The following is a 17,860-nucleotide window of genomic DNA, read 5'->3' as shown; positions in this document are numbered from 1 at the left end:
CTTACTTCCCGAGTTGTTGGTAACCAACCATCAAATCCATCTGAAGCCCTTCCAGATCAGGGCGATTCTCCAGCAGATCAATCCGGAGACGATATCGGCCTCGTTCCCCGAGACCGACGCTTGCCCACTGCAGTTCGCTGTAGCTCAGCCGTTGGGAAAACAGTCCCGCTTCGGCCAGTGTATTCACTGCAACATCCGATCCCCATAGCCGTTCACCCACAATGTCCGTAGACAGCTTCACCTGGCTGCGTCCGTCGTCGGAAACTCTCCACAACGGAATGGGTTCGGGCGATGCGGTATCCAGCCGCTCCAGCTGTACGCGAGCCCTGAGCCCGTCGCGCTGAATGCGGTCGGTCACCGCACGGGCCTCTGCGGGCTCTTTCCCCTCGCTTCTGAGGCCGATAATCAACGTTGGACTGGCAGGCGGCTCCGGCTTTGGCGCCTCGAAGGTCACATCCACGATGCGCCCCGCCTTGTCCAATCGCATGCCGCGCGTGAAAGGCACCACGGTGCGTGCATCAGCCTCGGCCCGGGACAACAGCTTCGGGGCTTCAGGTGACGAAGTACTGCCGCAGCCCACCAGCAAGGCGACTACCACCGACGCAACAACTGCAAGCGCCACCCGCATCACTGCTCCTTCAACCGCAGCGAATCCGCCACATTCGTCTGTGCCGCTACTTCCGTAGCGATGCTCGCACGACGATGCCCCGGATCATCGCGGTCACCCTGCACGATGAAGATGCTCTCGGCCTCGTGGCTGCTCTTCGTGGGCCGGCTCAATAACACGTGGTCCACGCGGGACAGGTTGTTCTGCTTGGCCAGCACCAGCAGGCTGGCGCTGATGCGCTGGCTGGTGTCGTCGAAGGTGCGGCCGTGGGCGGCGTCCAGCTCGGCCACCTTCTGGATCAGCTGCGCGAACAGCCGGTGGTCCGGGTGCGAGGGATCCAGCAGCGTGCCGGCCACTTCCATCGGGCTGGGCGGCGGCTCGTGGCTCGGACGACCGCCCTCACGGTGCAGCTCGGCCTCGCGTTCGGGCATCGGGTGATGCTGTTCGCCATTCAGCTCGCTGGCCGGGAACGGTGCGGCAATGCACTGGATTTCCGGCAGGTTGAACAGCACCGCGAACTCGCCCAGATTGCTGCCGCCATCCAGCGGTGCCGGCTGCGAATGCAGGCCGGCATAGTGCAGCGCGGCCCAGACGAAATCGCTGCAGCGGTTGATGGTGGCCGGGCGATCGACGTCGAAGCCGAACTCGGCCGGCTCCTCGGCGAAATCGCGCAGGCAGCCGTAGTGCTCCTCGCTGATCTCAAGGGTTCGGCTGTAGTACGGGTCCCGGTGCTCGTCAGCGTCGTCGTGTACGACCTCGGCGTACTGCACGCCGGCAGCGGTCTCACCAGTCGGCAGGTGCGGCGGTGCGAAGCCGTAGCTGTGTACCTCCTCGCCGGCGGCGGTCTGGAAATACATGTGGCCGCGCGGTGAGCTGCCGCCGCTGTTCAGCGGGGTGCCGGGCGCGGCCAGAAAGAGGGTTACCGTGTAGCGTGTTGCTTGCTCCATGCCTGCTCAGCCTTGTTGGGTACTGCGGTCCTGGCCGGATGATCGCATAGGTGGGTTCGCGGGCAGGTGGAGAGAAAAGCAGCACAGGGGCCGAAGCCCCCGAAACTGTGATCTACCATGCAGTACTCGGCCTGGGTCAGCCCATTTGCATGGGCGCCCGGCTCTGTTCCAGCACGGGCTCCTGCTGTGCCGCCAAGGCGCGTTCCTGCTGGCTTTGCGAAATCTGCTCGACCTTGGCGAACGACTGCTCCACTGGCGTTCGGGCTGCTTCCTCTGCCGTCATAGAGGCTCGCACATGCGCAGGATCGTTGAGCGCGCCCTGCACGACGAATAGCCGCTGTGCTGAGCCATCAGCGGGGGTATTGCCCAATACAACATGATCGACGCGCTCCAGCCCATTTTCCTTGGCGGTGGCCAGCAACCCCACCGAGATGCGCTCACTAGTTCCGTCGTAGGCCCGACCGTGCCTCTCATCAATGCCCGCTACGCCCTTGCGGATGGTGTCGAGCATCTCGCGATCGTTGCCTGGCAATTGCTCATCGCTGATGAGGCGTTGCTTCAGGGTTCGGTCCGGCATCTTGTTGTAATGCTCGATGTTCAGCTCACTATCGGGAAACGGTGCGCGGATGCTGCGGATGTACTCGACATTGGTGAGCGGCTTGAGGCCACCTTGGAAATCCTTGTCCTGCATGAACAGCACATTGGTGCGATGGAGCCCCGCGTGATTCAGCGCGCCCCAGGTGAAATCAATGCAGCTGTTGTTGAGCCCGTGATACTCCGTATTGAACCCATGCTTGTCCGGCGCGGCACCAAATTCCTTGAGCTTTTCGTACTGATCTTTCGAGATTTCGAGCGTTCGTTGGTAGAAGGGATTCTGGTACTCCCGCGCGTCAGAGTCGTAAACCTTGCCGGGGCCGGTCGTCGCTCCGTGCTCCTTCGGCGCAAAGCCATAGCTGATGCTCTCACGGCCATTATCCACTGCGTAATAGACGTGGCCCGCGGTAGATGTTCCGCCCTCCAACAGCGGGGTTCCTGGCGCCGCAACGTAAATTGTCACGCGATATCGTTCGTCCATGAAACGCTCCTATTTCGACTTGTGCTTGTAGGCGACCATCAATTCTGCCGGGATCGGCGCGAGATGCACGGGTGGGTCAAGCAACTCCACACTCAGGCGGTACCTGCCCGGAGAGAGGTTCTGGCCCCATGCCATCGCCAGCTGCTTGTAGTGCCCCTGCGGATTGGACAGACCTGCCGCTTCAAGTGAAGTGTCGTCCACGTCATCAAGCCAGACCGTTGAAACGCGTCCATCAGCGTTGATCGGCACGAGAGTGGCGGCCGTTCCTGGCCGCTGCTCAACACGGACGAGTGGAGCACTTGCCTCACCCATTTCCCCGAGATGAGTGAGGTGTACGCGTGCAGGCAGACCAGCGCTTCGAATCATCAAGGCCCGCTCCTGCGCTACGGCACCATCTTCCCCACTTACGCGGACGGCAACCAGGAGCGTTGGCGTGGCGTTTCTACCGGGCGGCTCCAGATTGAACTCTACGACCATGGGCTCGGCCATTGACGTCAGAGTAAGCGGCCTGACAAGCGGCACATTGTTTTGTGCAGCACTTGAAGAAGTCTCAGATCGCGGCGAGGAAGTCTGTGCCTGGCAAGCGCTCAGCAGAAGAAAAGCCAAGCATGCACCTGCTCCCAGCATCCGTCGTCCCAGTCGCAGCATCGTCCGTCCTCGCGTCAGCTTCGATTGATAGGTGTGTTTTCACCAGGCCTTCTTATACACCCAGGCCTAAAAGCAATCTACGACGACTGACACTACAGAGCGGACGGATACCGCCGGGCCCGCAGTAAGTCGAATTCACATCCCATGTCTTGAGACGCACTTCAGCCATCCTTCCCTCCCCCACTGGAGGATCACCATGACCAAGATCGACCCCACATGGCTGGAAGCCTTCGACAAAGAGCTCCTCCACCTGTTCGCCATCGACCATAGCGATGCCGGCATGGATGAGTACCTGCTGCGCTGCTACGCAGACCTTCCACCACGCGACGCAGCGCTCGCCTTCGGCAGCGACTACGACCTGGAGCGCGACGATGCGCTGTGGCCACGGCCGGGCGTGCCTGTGTGATCCGTGCAGCAGTCCGGCACCCCGGCATTCAAGGCAAGCGATGCCAGGGCATGGCCGCTATGCTGGCAGCGCACCGGAATGGAAACCACGTATGCCCTGTTTGAACACCGCCCTGGCACTGAACCTCGTTCTGATACTGCTGGGCGCTACGCCTGCCATGGCCATGGCGGCAGACCCGCAGGTTTCCACTGAAGTGTTCGTAGAGCGCGGTGACAACCCCACCTTCGAGCTGCAGCAGGCGCCTGCCGTTGTGTATTCAACGGCCCCTGCCACGCCGCCCGATACCTTGCTGCAGGTTCCCATGGAGGTGCTGTTGGTTGCTCAACTGGATGAGCTGGGCCACGTTTCCAACGTGATGGTGGCTCGGTCCAGCGGACTGCCGGAGATTGATCGTGCGGCCTTTACCGCAGTGGACCAGTGGCGCTTCGACCCGGTCGTGGTTGAGGGCGTCGCGCGGCATGCGCAGGTTCGGGTGCGTCTGACCTTCGTGCCCACGGCCGAGGCGCCGCCCGGCTGAGCTGCTGTTCCAATCTGTCGTAATTGGTCCTACGCCGTGGGCCTGGCTGTAGGCATCCTGCGCTTGGGGCCAATAGCGCCAAGCCCTTCAAGACCGTTGCGGCGCAATCGCTTGCCGGCTTAACACCGTGTGCGACAATCCCGAAAGCGTCAGGACTGGCGATCGTCAGTTCTGCAGTTTCTTGGCATTTCGCATCAGCGCGGGTACACCTTGGCATGCCACCGGAAAAGGGTGGCGCGGGTGTCGAAAACCCGTTCTGTAGCGATGTGTTTACGCTTGTCAGCCGGCGTCACCTTTGCGTGGCGCCGGCTGGCAATCCGTTCGCGTTCCATGGCGGGCGGTGCGTGGGGGTCTTCGGACCCACCGGCTTCGCTACAGACCGGTTTTCGAGCCACGCATCGTCCGCCGCCTTTATTGGTGGCGCTGCTATCTGTCCTGTACGGAGCATTGCCATGAACACATCGGACTTCCGTTCCCTGCACGCGCAGTACGATCCGGACAACGCTGAAGCCGAGCGCGAATCGTCCGTCGATCCCAACACCTTCGTTGCCACGCTGCGCCGCATCGGAACCGGTGCCGCGGCCGACGGCCAGCCTTGGCCGGAGCGGCATCAACTGCCTGGACGCTGCCTTGAGTTGGCGGATGCGGATTGCGCGCTGGCCGGGCTACGCGTGGTGGCGGAGCTGATGTTGGCTGCGGAGCGCACGCGGCAGAACGGTGCGCCCGAGGAGTACCTGGGGGATCGGGTGATGGAGGGGTTGAAGATGGCGTGTGTGGCGTTGACTGCGCAGGTGGCTGAGCGGTTGCAGGTGCGCGAGTAGTCGTTTGTCCCCGAGACCTCCTGTGAACTCGGCGCTCCTCCTTCTAGCAGTCGTGAAAACCCAACTTCCGATGACGCGTTATTTAGTGAAATGGGATCTTTCCATAGAGACAACTCACGAGTAAGACGACTAGAAATGGCCTATTCCCTAAGAGCGCGCTGCGCAACGAGTTTGATCGGGGAGATCAACAACGGAAATCAATAACAACGTCATGGCCATCAAGCGCGTCACCTCCGGCCACCCACATTAAGGCTGTTTCTTCCTCAAGATCCCGGCGCCCCCGGAGTCAGGGGAATAACCATTTAAATTTTAATAAAAACCAATCAGGAAGAATTTCGACTGACGGAACGAGTTGTCCTGCGCAATCCGCAACACCGCGTGCTCAAGGCGAGAATAGAATAACTCCATCAGCTACGACTTCGAAATTTGGCGACGAATATAATGCAACCAACGCACTAAAAACACTCGCCCCCATTGAACTTCAGACAATATCCGTAGGCCTCAGCCTCCCCGTCTGCACCGATGGCTATGCCGCGGGAGTAATCTGCTCTATATGTGTGAGGCTGAGCATACAGAACTTGGACCCGTTCCGGTCTCTTTCGATACGCAAGTGCCATTGCCAGCGAGTGTGGCTTAGGGCCCAGTGGAATTAAATCTACTGATCCAGAAGCATCGTCGACATACTCGTTAATCCAAGACAGTGCCTCAAACATATCCATTGAGTGGACCCGTCTGATGACTCTGTTGTGCTCAACGTCAGGGTCCATGTGGTGCAGCAAAGTCCAGTTTCGCCGAGCGCTAGGGGCTCCCGGCGGGAATGGCATCAAGAATGCAAGGCCATGACCTTTTGACTGTTCCAAAAGCTCGGCGAGACTAAATTGAATGTAGCCAACGCCCACGACCATAAGTGCCCCCGCCCCGCCCGCATCAAGTCTTCCGCAACCAGGAAGCGCGGCGACTGGCTCAGGATCCTTCGCCAAGACTCCTTCGGGATATGACTCTGGCTTTGTATACGTCACCAGTAGGTCCTTAATTGCGGGCTCAGCCATCAACTTGAGCACCAAGAACATGAAGAACCTCTTGGGCATCCCGCTTATGTCTAGAACAACAGACTGGTGCGCGCTGGCGCGTCTTACAATCTCAAGGGCCACAGCCATGCCCCCCAGTAGGGGCGACTCTATTACCTTGACGTTCTTGGCGCTCTGAATCTGCTTGAGACTTCTCTCGGCCGCTGCCAAACACTCACCCCGTCCACCTGCATCACTGGGAGGGGTGAGCTTGAGGACGTCATTGGAAGATGACCGCCCTTGTGAATTAAGCACGAGTGGAACATGCGCACTTCTAACCTCAAAGGAGGCGCATGAAATGCAATGCCATTTCGCGCCACCATACTCATTCAGCATTGAATTAATATGCCCCCAAGGCTGCAGGTCCTTCATTCAAACAGATCCTTCTGCGACAATCGCAAATTATCATCAGCGCTGGCAACCGGCTTACTCAAATAAATTCTTGAAAGCTCCGGAACGCTTGTATATATGGGCTCCTTGGTTCTGCCTTGCGTTATCCTAAAGAACGGAGCGAGTATTGGATTTAGATACCACTTCAATCTCAACTTAGAGTCAGAGAGCTTTGTCGTATGATCCGACTGCAACAGGTCGCCTTGATCTCGACACTCCCTTATAAGATTAACGATATCCGAATCCTGCTGCATTTCATCACGAAGCAGAGAGAAACCATTACTACCAGGGTAAGAAAGCGCCTTGTCTGCTCGAAGCCTGATTGCAAACCATGCCCCTAGATTGGACACAAGCCTTTTCCGCCGATCGCCGTAAATACCCTCTTGCAGTTTCTCGAACCAGATCTTACTGGCCTCTAGAATTCCAACCGTCTGTTCGGATATACCAATCTGAGGAGGAGGCGAACCAACAGATGCATGACTTTCAACATTGCGATTCCATGCCCCCCAAACTGTCTTACATACCGTCATGAATGGCAAAATATTCCAGCCCGCAAGCTCAACGATATGCTTGCTTCCACCCCAAATAAGGGACTGATTTCGCTCGCTTGCGATTTGCATCGCCGCAACTTCTAGTCGCTCCTTTCTCCACCAACGCTTGGCCTTCGTCTCCCACGGCAGCTCACCTGTTGGCACTGCCTTATAGGCCATTCCCGACCTAATTTGATTCCGTTGTCTCAGGAAAGCCTCGCCCAGCCGAGCAGAAAGAGGATCAGACTTCCACAATTCATTTAGCAGCTCGATCCAAGTCTCGTGCCAACCCGGATCAATCCGAGGTTGAGGGGGCGATCCAGCAGCGTAGGATCGTGCACGTGCCGCTGGAAGCGGCGTTTTTCCAAAAACGTAATCGAGCGGTTTCGCGTAGATGTGACCATCTAGGTCATATCCCGCAGCCATCAACCTTTTCCTGAAGACATCCTCAGCGAAGGCCGGGAACTCCCATTTTACCGACTTACTTTCGGGACGCTTAAAATATTCGTCTATGTCAATTGAATTATAATCCCTCAAATTCTCAAGACTAGCGCCACTTCCCCATACGACAATACTGTCATCCCATGCATAGTGCCGAGTACCAATTCGATATGATATTCTCGGATCACGCATCGCCAGCGCCCTGTTGATAACTTGACGGAACACAGAACCGAAGCCGGAAACCCGCTCCAAAACGTAGAGCTCTTCGTGCTGATCAAGGCGCAAAAAAACCATGGTATCCGGAGGCAAAACTCCCTCCAACTTTAGCGCCTCAGCAATCTCCGCAATCGGCTGACCGAGCTCAGTCCCTGAGCTAGATATCCTATCGTCAAGATCACCATTATAATTAAAGTATCGATTATAAGATGCCAGACGATGCTTAATTCTATCAAAAATATCCTGGATACTATTGCACCCATCAAGGTAGCCGACCCAACTTTCAGAACTTACTATGGACTTAACAAATCGACCTTCGGTTTCAGGCGATAGCGTTATGCAAAGCTCGCCCATCAAGACACGATCTAAATTTTGCTCCTGCGCAAGGCTAAGAATATTCCTAATCAAATCTGCGGCGAGAAGATAGTTTACATAGTCTGAAAAAAGAGCAGCCGCCCTTCTTTCCCTCTGCGCAATTTCAACCTCATCTATTCGAGCCACCACCAACCTAACGTTCTCTCGGGTTAGGTTGACCCCGGCAGATATAAACGGCCTACTTGACCTACCAGGGTAGGGAACTCCCGCTCGTGCGTAAGCAATTCGCGTATCCGTATCCAACAGGGAGAGCAGCATGCTTTTGCCACTACCTTGACGGCCTTTCACAACTATGTTGCCCGCAGAGAACAGCATTTCATGCCCCATAGCAACTATAGGGCTAAAGAGCCGAACGAATCCGACAGGCGTCAGGTGCTCTGTCAGCCACAGGTCGTGAAATGGGTTGCGTATCGGACTAGCACTCATCAAGCCCTCCTCCCTCGCGGAAAAATTGGCTTCCAAGTCTTTTCGGATTTTCCATACGAATGGTAGATTGGAGGCACATTGTTCGGACAGTTACTATATAAAACAGTAAGACTGCCAACCCATTCAAATCCGTATGCTTCACCATTCAAAGTGAGCTTCATGGTCTTGTAACCATCCACCATGGAATTTCTAAGAGCCTGGAATAGACGAGGCTCACCAATATTCTGAATTGGTCCAATCATGCAATTTGGCGGAACAACAAGCACTGGTGAAAGTTCAATATTGTCCCTACCAAGCCTTTTGATTAGACCTCGAACTGATTTGCAGCCTTCCTCACATATAACCAACGGGAGCGCAAGGACCGGCCCATCGAATATTGATGCCACGGTTTCCAGCGCATCACAGTACTGACGCCCGCTACCAACAAAATCCTCAAGCAGAACTATTCTCTCAACTTTTTCCTCTCTAATAAATTTCTTAACACCGTCCAATTGTCCCATTCTTTTCATAGAGCGCCAGTCTGCACGCCCATTTGAATGGCCGCGAAGGCCTGTTATCTTAAGAAATTCATTTATTTTCAGACTGTCGGTTGCCGGACAGATCCAGGTTTCTCGAATAGCAGATTTGAGCGCTCGATGATAGCCATTATCAAATATCTTTAACCCCAGCTTTGACCTGAGCCAGGTTCGCATATTGATGGAATCAGCGCATCTGTAGAGCTCCTCATACTCCCTCTTGCCAGCAAAGAAAATGTACTCGATAGACCTGAAAGCAGAATACCTAAGCTCGTCGCTTGAAAAATTCCCAAGCCACTCATCAACTCGCTTAAGAAAGTTTCGTTGAATCGGAATTTTGGCTATTTTTGTTGGCTCGTACTCATCATAAAGACGCTTTGAAAGAAACTCATAATACCTCCTCAGCCCGATTACTTTAGTGGCCTTTTCAGGATCGGAACTCTCCCATGAAAATATAGTCCCACTCATATACGCCACCCCTTGACGGAATTCCTAAGAGCCATCGCAACTGCAAACCCCAATGCTGGCGGCACTGCATTTCCAATCATCTTGTATTGATCCCGCGCACTCCCACTGAAAACATAACTGTCCGGAAACGATTGGATTCGAGCAGCCTCCCGAACGGTGAAGCCTCTGTTTTCAAATGGGTGAAGAAAATATTGCGGATTGCCGAACTGAGTATGGACAGTACAAGAAGCGGCGTCCGGAGACAGGCGACGATACTTCCCATTAAATCCGTATCTCATATCTACGCGGCCGTCTCTTTCGCGAACATAGGATTTCTTCTCAAGCGATCGGAACAATGTAGTCGCACGGCTTTCTCGGATTTTGAGGAACTCCGATATCACATTCAGCCTAACAGGATCCGCGTCGCCGAATGAACGAACTCTGTCGCGCCTTCGAAGCACAAGCAATGCCTCAAGGAATTCTCTTTCTGCTTCGCTTATTGGTCCAAATACCTCCGGTATCTGCCACGTATGCACGGAAGCTGCTCCGCCCCGCACATCGCAGAGCTTCTGGCCAAGACCAATTCTCCTAGCGATCCTGGCATCTGGCGAATCTTCCCCAAGCAATTTCGGTGAGTGGTTCGCTATTCCTTTCAGCCCTTGGAGTACGTCAGAGAGCTTGACCGGCTTCAGTGCATCGAACGATAAGACAGGTGCGACGCGTGCTTTGAAAGCAACGAGCATCACGCGCCGGCGCGCTTGGGGTATCCCGTAGTCAGCTGCATCCAAAGCAACCTGTTGGACGCAGTAACCTAATGCCTCAAGACCTCGAATAGCTCTGATCCAATACTCTTTGTGAGCACCGAAGCGGACTCCCGGCACGTTCTCGATTACGACCACTTTTGGTCTGAGCTTCGCCGCTGCAGATACGGCTGCAGTTAGCAGTGCGTTCCGAGGATCTGCGACGTCACGTTTCCCTACCGTCGAGAACCCCTGACAAGGTGAGCCAGATAACAGCACGTCGCAAGGCCCGTCATAGGGGACTTCACCTGAGGACAGATCTCTAACAACGGCCTCTCCGCCAATATTCAAGCGGTAGTTGTCGACGGCCGCTGCCCAGTTATCAAAAGCAGCAACAGGGTCGAAACCCGCCCTGACGAATCCCAAGTCAAAGCCCCCACACCCAGAGAAAAGACTTACAAAACGGGGACTTTTCATTGCTGAAGCTTGGCGCTCCGACGCGATTGTTGACTGGCCTATTCTAGTTCAGGTGCCAACGCAACGTCTGCAGGCACGCCGTCCCGAGATGGTGAGAAAAAAGGGGGCCGCGAGGGCCCCCTTTCTTTCAACTTTGGTGGAAATCAATCAAACCCCAACAGGATTAGCCTTCTCCGGATCAATCTTGTACTGCTTGATCGCCCGGGCCACATCCTTCGCCGTCATCTTCCCGTCCTTCGCCAGCGCCGCAATCGCGGCATGCGCGATGTAGTACCGGTCAACCTCAAAGAACCGGCGCAGGTTCGCACGCGTGTCCGAACGGCCAAATCCATCCGTACCCAGCACCGTGTACGACATCGGCACGAACGCGCGGATCTGGTCCGCATACGCACGCACGTAGTCGGTGGCGGCAATCGCCGGGCCCTGGCGGCCTTCCAGCAGCTCGGTCACGTAGGCCTTGCGCTGCTCACCTTCCGGGTGCAGACGGTTGGCACGCTCCACGTCGAAACCATCGCGACGCAGTTCGTTGAAGCTCGGGCAGCTCCAGATGTCGGCGGTCACGCCGAAGTCCTTGTCCAGCAGCTCGGCCGCGGCAATGGCTTCGCGCAGAATGGTGCCCGAACCCAGCAGCTGCACGCGCAGCTCGCCCTTCTTCGGCTTGCCGGCGTCGGTCAGCAGGTACATGCCCTTGACGATGCCTTCGGCCGCGCCTTCCGGCATTTCCGGGTGGGTGTAGTTCTCGTTCATCAGGGTGACGTAGTAGTACTCGTCAATCTGATCTTCCATCATCGCCTTGGTGCCGTGCTGCAGGATCACCGTCACTTCGAAGCCGAAGGTCGGGTCGTAGCTGCGCACGTTCGGAATGCCACCGGCCACCAGATGGCTGAAGCCATCTTCGTGCTGCAGGCCTTCACCGTTCAGCGTGGTACGGCCGGCGGTACCACCCAGCAGGAAGCCGCGGGTACGCATGTCGGCAGCCTGCCAGGCGATGTCGCCCACGCGCTGGAAGCCGAACATCGAGTAGTAGATGTAGAACGGCAGCATCGGCACGTTGCTGACCGAGTAGCTGGTACCGGCGGCCATCCACGAGCTGATCGCACCCGGCTCGCTGATGCCCTGCTGCAGCACCTGCCCGCTCTGGTCTTCGCGGTAGAACATCAGCTGGTCGGCGTCGACCGGCTTGTACTTCTGGCCGAACGGCGCGTAGATGCCGATCTGGCGGAACAGGCCTTCCATGCCGAAGGTACGGGCTTCGTCGGCCACGATCGGCACGATGTGCGGGCCCAGTTCCTTGTCGCGCAGGGTGATGTTCAGGCTCTGCACGAACGCCATGGTGGTGGAGTAGCTGCGCTCGCCACTGCTCTTCAGCAGGCGCTCGTAGCTTTCCAGCTTCGGGGCAACGAAGCTCTTTTCGGCCTTGCGGCGGCGCTGCGGCAGGTAGCCACCCAGCGCGGCACGGCGTTCCTGCAGGTACTGCACTTCCGGCGAATCCGGGCCCGGGTGGTAGAACGGCACCTGGCCGTCGGCCAGCTGCGCGTCGGTCACCGGAATGTTGAAGCGGTCGCGGAAGTGGCGCACCGCTTCGTCGTCCAGCTTCTTGGTCTGGTGGGTCGGGTTCAGTGCCTCACCGGCGCTGCCCATGCCGTAGCCCTTGACCGTCTTGGCCAGGATCACGGTCGGCATGCCCTTGGTGTTCACGGCCTGGTGGTAGGCGGCGTACACCTTGTGCGGGTCGTGGCCACCACGGTTCAGGCGCCAGATGTCGTCGTCGGAAAGACCGGCCACCATCGCAGCGGTTTCCGGGTACTTGCCGAAGAAATGCTCGCGGGTATACGCGCCACCGAAGGCCTTGCAGTTCTGGTATTCGCCGTCGACGGTTTCCATCATCAGCTTCTTCAGGACGCCATTGGTGTCCTTGGCCAGCAGGGCATCCCAGTAACCGCCCCACAGCAGCTTGATGACATTCCAGCCGCCGCCACGGAACACACCTTCCAGTTCCTGGATGATCTTGCCGTTGCCGCGCACCGGGCCGTCCAGGCGCTGCAGGTTGCAGTTCACCACGAAGATCAGGTTGTCCAGGCCTTCACGGCCGGCCAGTGCGATGGCACCCAGGGTTTCCGGCTCGTCGCTCTCGCCGTCGCCGATGAAGCACCACACCTTGCGGTCGGACTTCTCGATCAGGCCACGGTTTTCCAAGTAGCGCATGAACTGCGCCTGGTAGATGGCGGCCAGCGGGCCCAGGCCCATCGACACGGTCGGGGTCTGCCAGTATTCCGGCATCAGCCACGGGTGCGGGTACGACGACAGGCCGCCGCCGTCCACTTCCATGCGGAACTTGTCCAGCTGCTCTTCGCTGATGCGGCCTTCCAGGAAGGAACGCGCGTAGATGCCCGGGGCGCTGTGGCCCTGGATGAACAGCAGGTCTCCCGGATGGCTTTCGCTCGGGGCGCGCCAGAAGTGGTTGAAGCCCACGTCGTACAGCGTTGCGCCGGAGGCGAACGAGGCGATGTGGCCGCCCAGGTCACCCGGCTTGCGGTTGGCGCGCACCACGGTGGCCATCGCGTTCCAGCGGATGATCGAACGGATGCGCCATTCCAGTTCGGCGTTGCCCGGGCTCTTGGCCTCCAGCTGCGGCTCGATGGTGTTGACGTATTCGGTAGTGGGAGAGAACGGCAGATAGGCACCCGAACGACGGGTCAGTTCCACCATGCCTTCCAGCAGCTGATGCGCGCGCTCGGGGCCCTCGACATCAATAACGGCCTTCAACGACTCGATCCACTCCTGGGTTTCCACAGGATTCGGGTCGTTGTTCAGCACCTCGTTCAACCAGTTCATTAGCGCTCCCATTACCGCACGCACGCGCGCGACTGTTGATAGATTTCTAGACCGCAAAGTGTAGCGCACCAAGGGCTTTCGTCACTTGGCTACGCTGGCGTATGGAGGCATGCCACCCATGTCTGCACGGCATGTCCCGGGACGTCCACCGGCGGGACAAAGCACTGCTGCAGGCCGCTATGGCTGCCTGCAAGGGCTGCGCCAGCTGTCGCCTGCGGCCTGCTGCGCCCATGCGCAGGACGCAGTGTTACTGCTGCGGATGACCGTTGTAGGGCAAGGCCGGCGCCGTGTCGGCGTTGTCTGACGGGCTGCCGCTGAACCCCCGACAACGTGTCGCGCGCGCCTCTCGACGTGGACGGGGCCGCTGCGCACGGTTGGCGGCGAGCAGGCCCCTTCCCGCGGTTCGCCGCTCGTCTGCTGCGCCCCGCCCGGGGCGGAAACCCGCAGCGCCGTTGCGTGGCCCGATACGGATGTCAGGCCGCGCAACGGTGGCTTGCGCCGCGCGCACCCCTCCCCTTCAGCCCTTGCAGTAGCTGGCTGCATGGCCCGATCTGGCAAGCGTTGTGGCCGAAACCATACTTGTCGGGTCCGGCTTATCGATATATCGTTTGCCGCACACGTTACCGATATATCGAAATGGGCCGATCCCCCTCTCCCAGGAACCGCACCGACGATGCTGCGGTACCCCGCCGCAACGGCCAGCCGCGCGTGCTCAGCCGTGGCGACCTGCGCCTGCTGGTGCTGGCGCTGATCGGCGAGCAGCCGCGCCATGGCTACGAGTTGATGCAGCACATCAGCACCATGTTCATGCAGGCCTACACCCCCAGTGCCGGCACCATGTACCCGCTGCTGGCCAGCTTCGAGCAGGCCGGCTGGGTGGAATCGGAAGAGGTGGACGGCCGTCGCGTGTTCCGCATCACCAGCGCCGGCGAGTTCGAGCTGAAGGTGCAGCGCACCCAGGTGCGATTGGCCCAGCGACGCGCGTTCGACCGCGCCCGCGAGATCACCAAGGCTTCGCTGCCGGCGCCGCTGGCCGCTGCGCTGCGCGAGTTCAAGCTGGCGCTGGTGCACCACCACGGGCGCTGGGCCGACGGCGAAGCCGAGCAGGTGGCCGCGCTGCTGTCGCGCGCGTCGGCGCTGATCAATGGCCAGGCCGGCAACGTGTCCTCTCCCTTTTCTACGACCCAGCCAGACTGAATCCAGCCAGGTCTTCCCCCATGCCGCGCGCCCCCGCGCGACCTTCCCACAGGTACCCCCATGACCGAACATCACAACTCGCGCCTGCGCCTGGATGTGCGCTTCCGTGAACTGACGGTGCTGCGCACCGAGACTGTCACCCCGCACATGCGCCGCATCGTGCTGGGCGGCGACGACCTGGCCGGCTTCGATTCGCCCGGCGCCGATGACCACATCAAACTGTTCTTCCCCAACGCCAGCGGCGAGATGGTGCTGCCGGTGCTGACCGCCGAAGGCCGCAGCTACCCCGAGGGCAAGCAGCCTTCGCCGGCGCGCGACTACACCCCGCGCTGGTGGGACCACGAAACCGGCGAGCTGGCCATCGACTTCGTGCTGCACGACCAGGGCATTGCCGGGCCGTGGGCCGAGCGCGCACAGGCCGGCGACACGCTGGTGATCGGCGGCCCGCGCGGTTCGTTCGTGGTGGCCGACAGCTACGACGCCTATGTGCTGATTGGCGATGAGACCGCGCTGCCGGCCATCGCCCGCTGGCTGGACGTGCTGCCCGAAGGCGCGCAGGTGCAGGCGTACATCGAAGTGGCCGACGAGGACGAGCGCCAGGACCTGCCGCAGTACGAGAACGTGCGCATCCACTGGCTGGAGCGCAATGGCTTCCCGGCGGCCAGCAGCACGCTGCTGGAAGACATGCTGACCGACTTCGAAGCCCCGGACGGCGATGCGTTCTACTGGATCGCCACCGAATCGCGCCGCGCGCGGATGATGCGCAAGTTCATCGAAGGGCACCTGGGCGTGCCGCGCGACTGGATCCGCTCGACCGGTTACTGGAAGGCGCACCCGGACGAACAGGACGGCGATTGACCGGGCAGCGGGTGGGCGCGGACCGTTGGTCCGCACGCTCTTCTACGGGTAGTGCCGGCCGCTGGCCGGCAACCTCATGACCCTTCGGCAGCATCCTGCAGTTGCCGGCCAGCGGCCGGCACTACCATGCGGGGCGCAGCCCCACGCACCCACCCGAACCGATGCGCGGCCCAGATCTCCAGCGCCAGCAGCAGCGCGATGATCGCCAGCGGCAGCAGCAACCCCAGGTACACGCCCGGCATCATGCCGTTGATCTGCGCCTTCACCAGCCGCAGCACGCCGCGTGTATGCAGCAGTTCGTCGATGCGCATGGTCAGCGCCTCGCGCACCATCTTCGGCTCCAGCCCAACCGTGCCGGCCTTGTCGATCAGTGTGTCTTCCACCATCGCGCGCAGCAGCCCGGCGCGCACCTTGCCGATCACCCAGCCCACGCCGCGCGCCATCGGTCCGTCACCCAGCCGGTCCACGCCGGGCAGCGGATGCTCGCTCAGGTAGATCGCGGCCAGCGAATCTGCCACATCCCCCACCGTGCCCTGGCTCTGCAGCGCGGCACGCATGCGTTCGTCCTCCAGCGAGGCGGTGAAGCCGCTGCTCCAGCCTTCCACCATCGTCTGCAGGTGCGGCTGGAAGTGATCGAGCTGCTTGAACAGCGCGCGGTGCGCGCCGGCGGTAAAGCCCAGCTGCAGGCCGAAGAACGCGACCAGCAACGGCAGCAGCACCACATACGAGGCCAGCAGCCCGTGGTGCCAACGCCGCTGCCGCCGCAGCCAACCGCGCCGATGCAACCCGCGCCAAGCGAAGATGCCCAGCGCCAGCCCCAACAGGGTGCCCAGCACGCTGCCGCCGATCAGATCGAGCAGGCTCAGGCCGGTCCAGAATTCGCCGAGCCAGTACTGCGCTTCCTGCATGGTGTTGTCTTCCGTGGTTCAGTGCGGCCGCCATGGTAACCGCGACCCCATGCGACAATCGCGCTCCTTTCCTGCACCAACGAGGCCCCACGTGGGCAAATTGACCCTGAGCGGCGTGGACACGCTGCGTACCCGCCTGGCCGACGACAGCGCCTGCGACACAGTGCTGTCCGCCTTCGCCGACCCGGCTGCGGCGCGCGTACCGCTGCGTGAGCTGGTCGAAGCACAGCACCGCTACCTGCAGGCCGAACATGAAGTGGCACAGGTGGCCGACATCCTGCGCCGCGACCAGAAGTACGCGCCGGTGGGTCGTCCGTCGGTGCATATCGTGCAGCTGCGCAAGCAGCAGGCGTCTACCAGGCAGGCCGCGCTGATCGCCCGCCAGGTGGTGGCACAGGCCGCGCAGACGTTCGTGCGCGCGAGCGGGTTGGTGGTGAAGGCCAAGCAGAGCCCGAGCGAAGCATCGGCCGCATGGCTGGGTACGCTGCGCTGAGCGCGCATACCCGGTAGTGGCCAACCTTGGTTGGCCTGCGGATTGATTGTGTTCCGACCAAGGTCGGCACCTGCCGGAGCACGCAAAAAAGAAGGCCCGCTTTTCAGCGGGCCTTCTGCCTTCTCACGACGAGTGAGCGGGATGTTGCATCAAGCAGCCGGCTTCTCGCCGGTGGCTTCGGTGGTGATGCGGATCTTCACTTCATCGCTGACGTTCGGGGCGTAGGCGCCGACGCCGAAATCGCTGCGCTTGATGGTGGTGGTGGCATCGAAGCCGGCGGCCGGAACCTTGGCCATCGGGTGCTCGCCGCCGCCGTTGACGGTCACATCCAGGGTCACCGGCTTGGTGATGTCCTTGATGGTCAGGTCGCCGGTGACGGTCAGCTTGTTGGTGCCGGCCGATTCGACCTTGGTGCTCTTGAAGCTGGCGGCCGGGAACTTGGCAGCGTCGAAGAAGTCGGCGCTCTTCAGGTGCTCGTCGAACTTGGCGGTGAAGCTGTTCAGTCCGCTCAGCGGCAGCTTCACTTCCACGGTGGACTTGGTGACGTCGGTGGCGTCGTACACCAGGGTGCCTTCGGCATTGCCGAAGTGCGCGCTCGGGTTGGAGAAGCCGAAGTGGCTCCACTGCGCCAGCACGTCGGTGTGGGTCGGGTCGAGCTTGTAGGTGCCCGAGGCGATGGTGATGGCGGTAGCCGCCGGGGCAGCAGCAGCGGCATCGGCGGCCGGGGTGGTGGCAGCCTGCTCGGTGGTGGCCGGGGCAGCAGCATCGGCGGCCGGGGCGGCGGTGTCGGCCGGCTTGGAGCAGGCGGCGATGGCCAGGGTCAGGGCCAGCGGCAGCAGCAGTTTACGGGTGGCGCTCATCTCAGGAACTCTCCGGATCGTAGGGTGGGAACACAGTGCAGCAATGGCCCGCCACGGCGGGCGG

The 17,860-nt window shown here is 60.0% G+C and carries 17 protein-coding genes; 6 read left to right on the top strand and 11 right to left on the bottom strand.

From position 1 onward, the window contains the following. Position 1: 1 nt before the first annotated feature. The 4 genes from HFK18_RS20690 to HFK18_RS21985 all read right to left on the bottom strand — a co-directional run bounded on the left by HFK18_RS20690 (position 2) and on the right by HFK18_RS21985 (position 2,878). Positions 2-628, bottom strand: a complete 627-nt coding sequence (locus HFK18_RS20690; protein ID WP_180167678.1) for a hypothetical protein — start codon at positions 626-628, stop codon at positions 2-4. Further along, the gene (locus HFK18_RS20685) at positions 628-1,554 is read right to left on the bottom strand and encodes an XVIPCD domain-containing protein (RefSeq protein WP_180167677.1); all 927 of its coding nucleotides are present in this window, start codon (positions 1,552-1,554) and stop codon (positions 628-630) included. Before HFK18_RS20685 ends, HFK18_RS20690 begins: the two co-directional genes overlap by 1 nt. Positions 1,555-1,690: 136 nt before the next feature. Beyond that, positions 1,691-2,629, bottom strand: coding sequence for an XVIPCD domain-containing protein (locus HFK18_RS20680; protein ID WP_180167676.1), 939 nt, complete (start codon positions 2,627-2,629; stop codon positions 1,691-1,693). Between the two features lie 9 nt (positions 2,630-2,638). Continuing rightward, positions 2,639-2,878, bottom strand: coding sequence for a hypothetical protein (locus tag HFK18_RS21985; protein WP_240196818.1), 240 nt, complete (start codon positions 2,876-2,878; stop codon positions 2,639-2,641). 595 nt (positions 2,879-3,473) lie between these two features. On the opposite strand from HFK18_RS21985, the gene HFK18_RS20670 reads away from it, so the two are divergent. From HFK18_RS20670 to HFK18_RS20660, 3 genes are all read left to right on the top strand, one after another. Further along, entirely contained in the window at positions 3,474-3,683 is a 210-nt protein-coding gene (locus HFK18_RS20670; RefSeq protein WP_180167675.1) for a hypothetical protein, read from the top strand. 91 nt (positions 3,684-3,774) lie between these two features. After that, positions 3,775-4,200, top strand: coding sequence for a TonB family protein (locus HFK18_RS20665; protein ID WP_180167674.1), 426 nt, complete (start codon positions 3,775-3,777; stop codon positions 4,198-4,200). A 452-nt stretch (positions 4,201-4,652) separates the two neighbouring features. Beyond that, complete coding sequence (locus tag HFK18_RS20660) at positions 4,653-5,021, top strand: hypothetical protein (protein WP_180167797.1); 369 nt, start codon at positions 4,653-4,655, stop codon at positions 5,019-5,021. Positions 5,022-5,476: 455 nt separating this feature from the next. Here HFK18_RS20660 and HFK18_RS20655 read toward each other — a convergent pair whose 3' ends face one another. The 5 genes from HFK18_RS20655 to aceE all read right to left on the bottom strand — a co-directional run bounded on the left by HFK18_RS20655 (position 5,477) and on the right by aceE (position 13,480). Continuing rightward, on the bottom strand, positions 5,477-6,460 hold the full coding sequence (locus HFK18_RS20655) for a hypothetical protein (protein WP_180167673.1): 984 nt from the start codon (positions 6,458-6,460) through the stop codon (positions 5,477-5,479). After that, positions 6,457-8,466, bottom strand: a complete 2,010-nt coding sequence (locus HFK18_RS20650; RefSeq protein ID WP_180167672.1) for a hypothetical protein — start codon at positions 8,464-8,466, stop codon at positions 6,457-6,459. Before HFK18_RS20650 ends, HFK18_RS20655 begins: the two co-directional genes overlap by 4 nt. Next, positions 8,466-9,449, bottom strand: coding sequence for a hypothetical protein (locus HFK18_RS20645; protein ID WP_180167671.1), 984 nt, complete (start codon positions 9,447-9,449; stop codon positions 8,466-8,468). The genes HFK18_RS20650 and HFK18_RS20645 overlap by 1 nt, the downstream gene beginning before the upstream one ends. Further along, the gene (locus HFK18_RS20640; RefSeq protein WP_180167670.1) at positions 9,446-10,645 is read right to left on the bottom strand and encodes a DNA cytosine methyltransferase; all 1,200 of its coding nucleotides are present in this window, start codon (positions 10,643-10,645) and stop codon (positions 9,446-9,448) included. The genes HFK18_RS20645 and HFK18_RS20640 overlap by 4 nt, the downstream gene beginning before the upstream one ends. A gap of 147 nt (positions 10,646-10,792) precedes the next feature. Then, a complete protein-coding gene (gene aceE, locus HFK18_RS20635) occupies positions 10,793-13,480 on the bottom strand; it encodes a pyruvate dehydrogenase (acetyl-transferring), homodimeric type (protein WP_180167669.1) in 2,688 nt (895 codons plus the stop codon). A 636-nt stretch (positions 13,481-14,116) separates the two neighbouring features. Here aceE and HFK18_RS20630 point away from each other — a divergent pair. Together HFK18_RS20630 and HFK18_RS20625 are read left to right on the top strand one after the other, a co-directional pair. Further along, on the top strand, positions 14,117-14,677 hold the full coding sequence (locus HFK18_RS20630; protein WP_180167668.1) for a PadR family transcriptional regulator: 561 nt from the start codon (positions 14,117-14,119) through the stop codon (positions 14,675-14,677). 60 nt (positions 14,678-14,737) lie between these two features. After that, positions 14,738-15,535: a siderophore-interacting protein gene (locus HFK18_RS20625; protein WP_127564109.1), complete on the top strand. Its 798-nt coding sequence runs from the start codon at positions 14,738-14,740 to the stop codon at positions 15,533-15,535. Between the two features lie 74 nt (positions 15,536-15,609). On the opposite strand, the gene HFK18_RS20620 is transcribed toward HFK18_RS20625, so the two are convergent. After that, the gene (locus HFK18_RS20620) at positions 15,610-16,443 is read right to left on the bottom strand and encodes a hypothetical protein (RefSeq protein ID WP_180167667.1); all 834 of its coding nucleotides are present in this window, start codon (positions 16,441-16,443) and stop codon (positions 15,610-15,612) included. A 91-nt stretch (positions 16,444-16,534) separates the two neighbouring features. Here HFK18_RS20620 and HFK18_RS20615 point away from each other — a divergent pair, with 91 nt between their 5' ends. Beyond that, on the top strand, positions 16,535-16,936 hold the full coding sequence (locus tag HFK18_RS20615; RefSeq protein WP_180167666.1) for a hypothetical protein: 402 nt from the start codon (positions 16,535-16,537) through the stop codon (positions 16,934-16,936). Positions 16,937-17,085: 149 nt separating this feature from the next. On the opposite strand, the gene HFK18_RS20610 is transcribed toward HFK18_RS20615, so the two are convergent. Continuing rightward, complete coding sequence (locus tag HFK18_RS20610; RefSeq protein ID WP_180167665.1) at positions 17,086-17,796, bottom strand: YceI family protein; 711 nt, start codon at positions 17,794-17,796, stop codon at positions 17,086-17,088. Positions 17,797-17,860 lie beyond the last annotated feature (64 nt).

Origin of the sequence: Stenotrophomonas sp. SbOxS2 (genome assembly GCF_013416715.1) — a bacterium.
Taxonomy (GTDB): domain Bacteria; phylum Pseudomonadota; class Gammaproteobacteria; order Xanthomonadales; family Xanthomonadaceae; genus Stenotrophomonas; species Stenotrophomonas lactitubi.
This window is presented reverse-complemented; position numbering and strand designations above follow the sequence as displayed.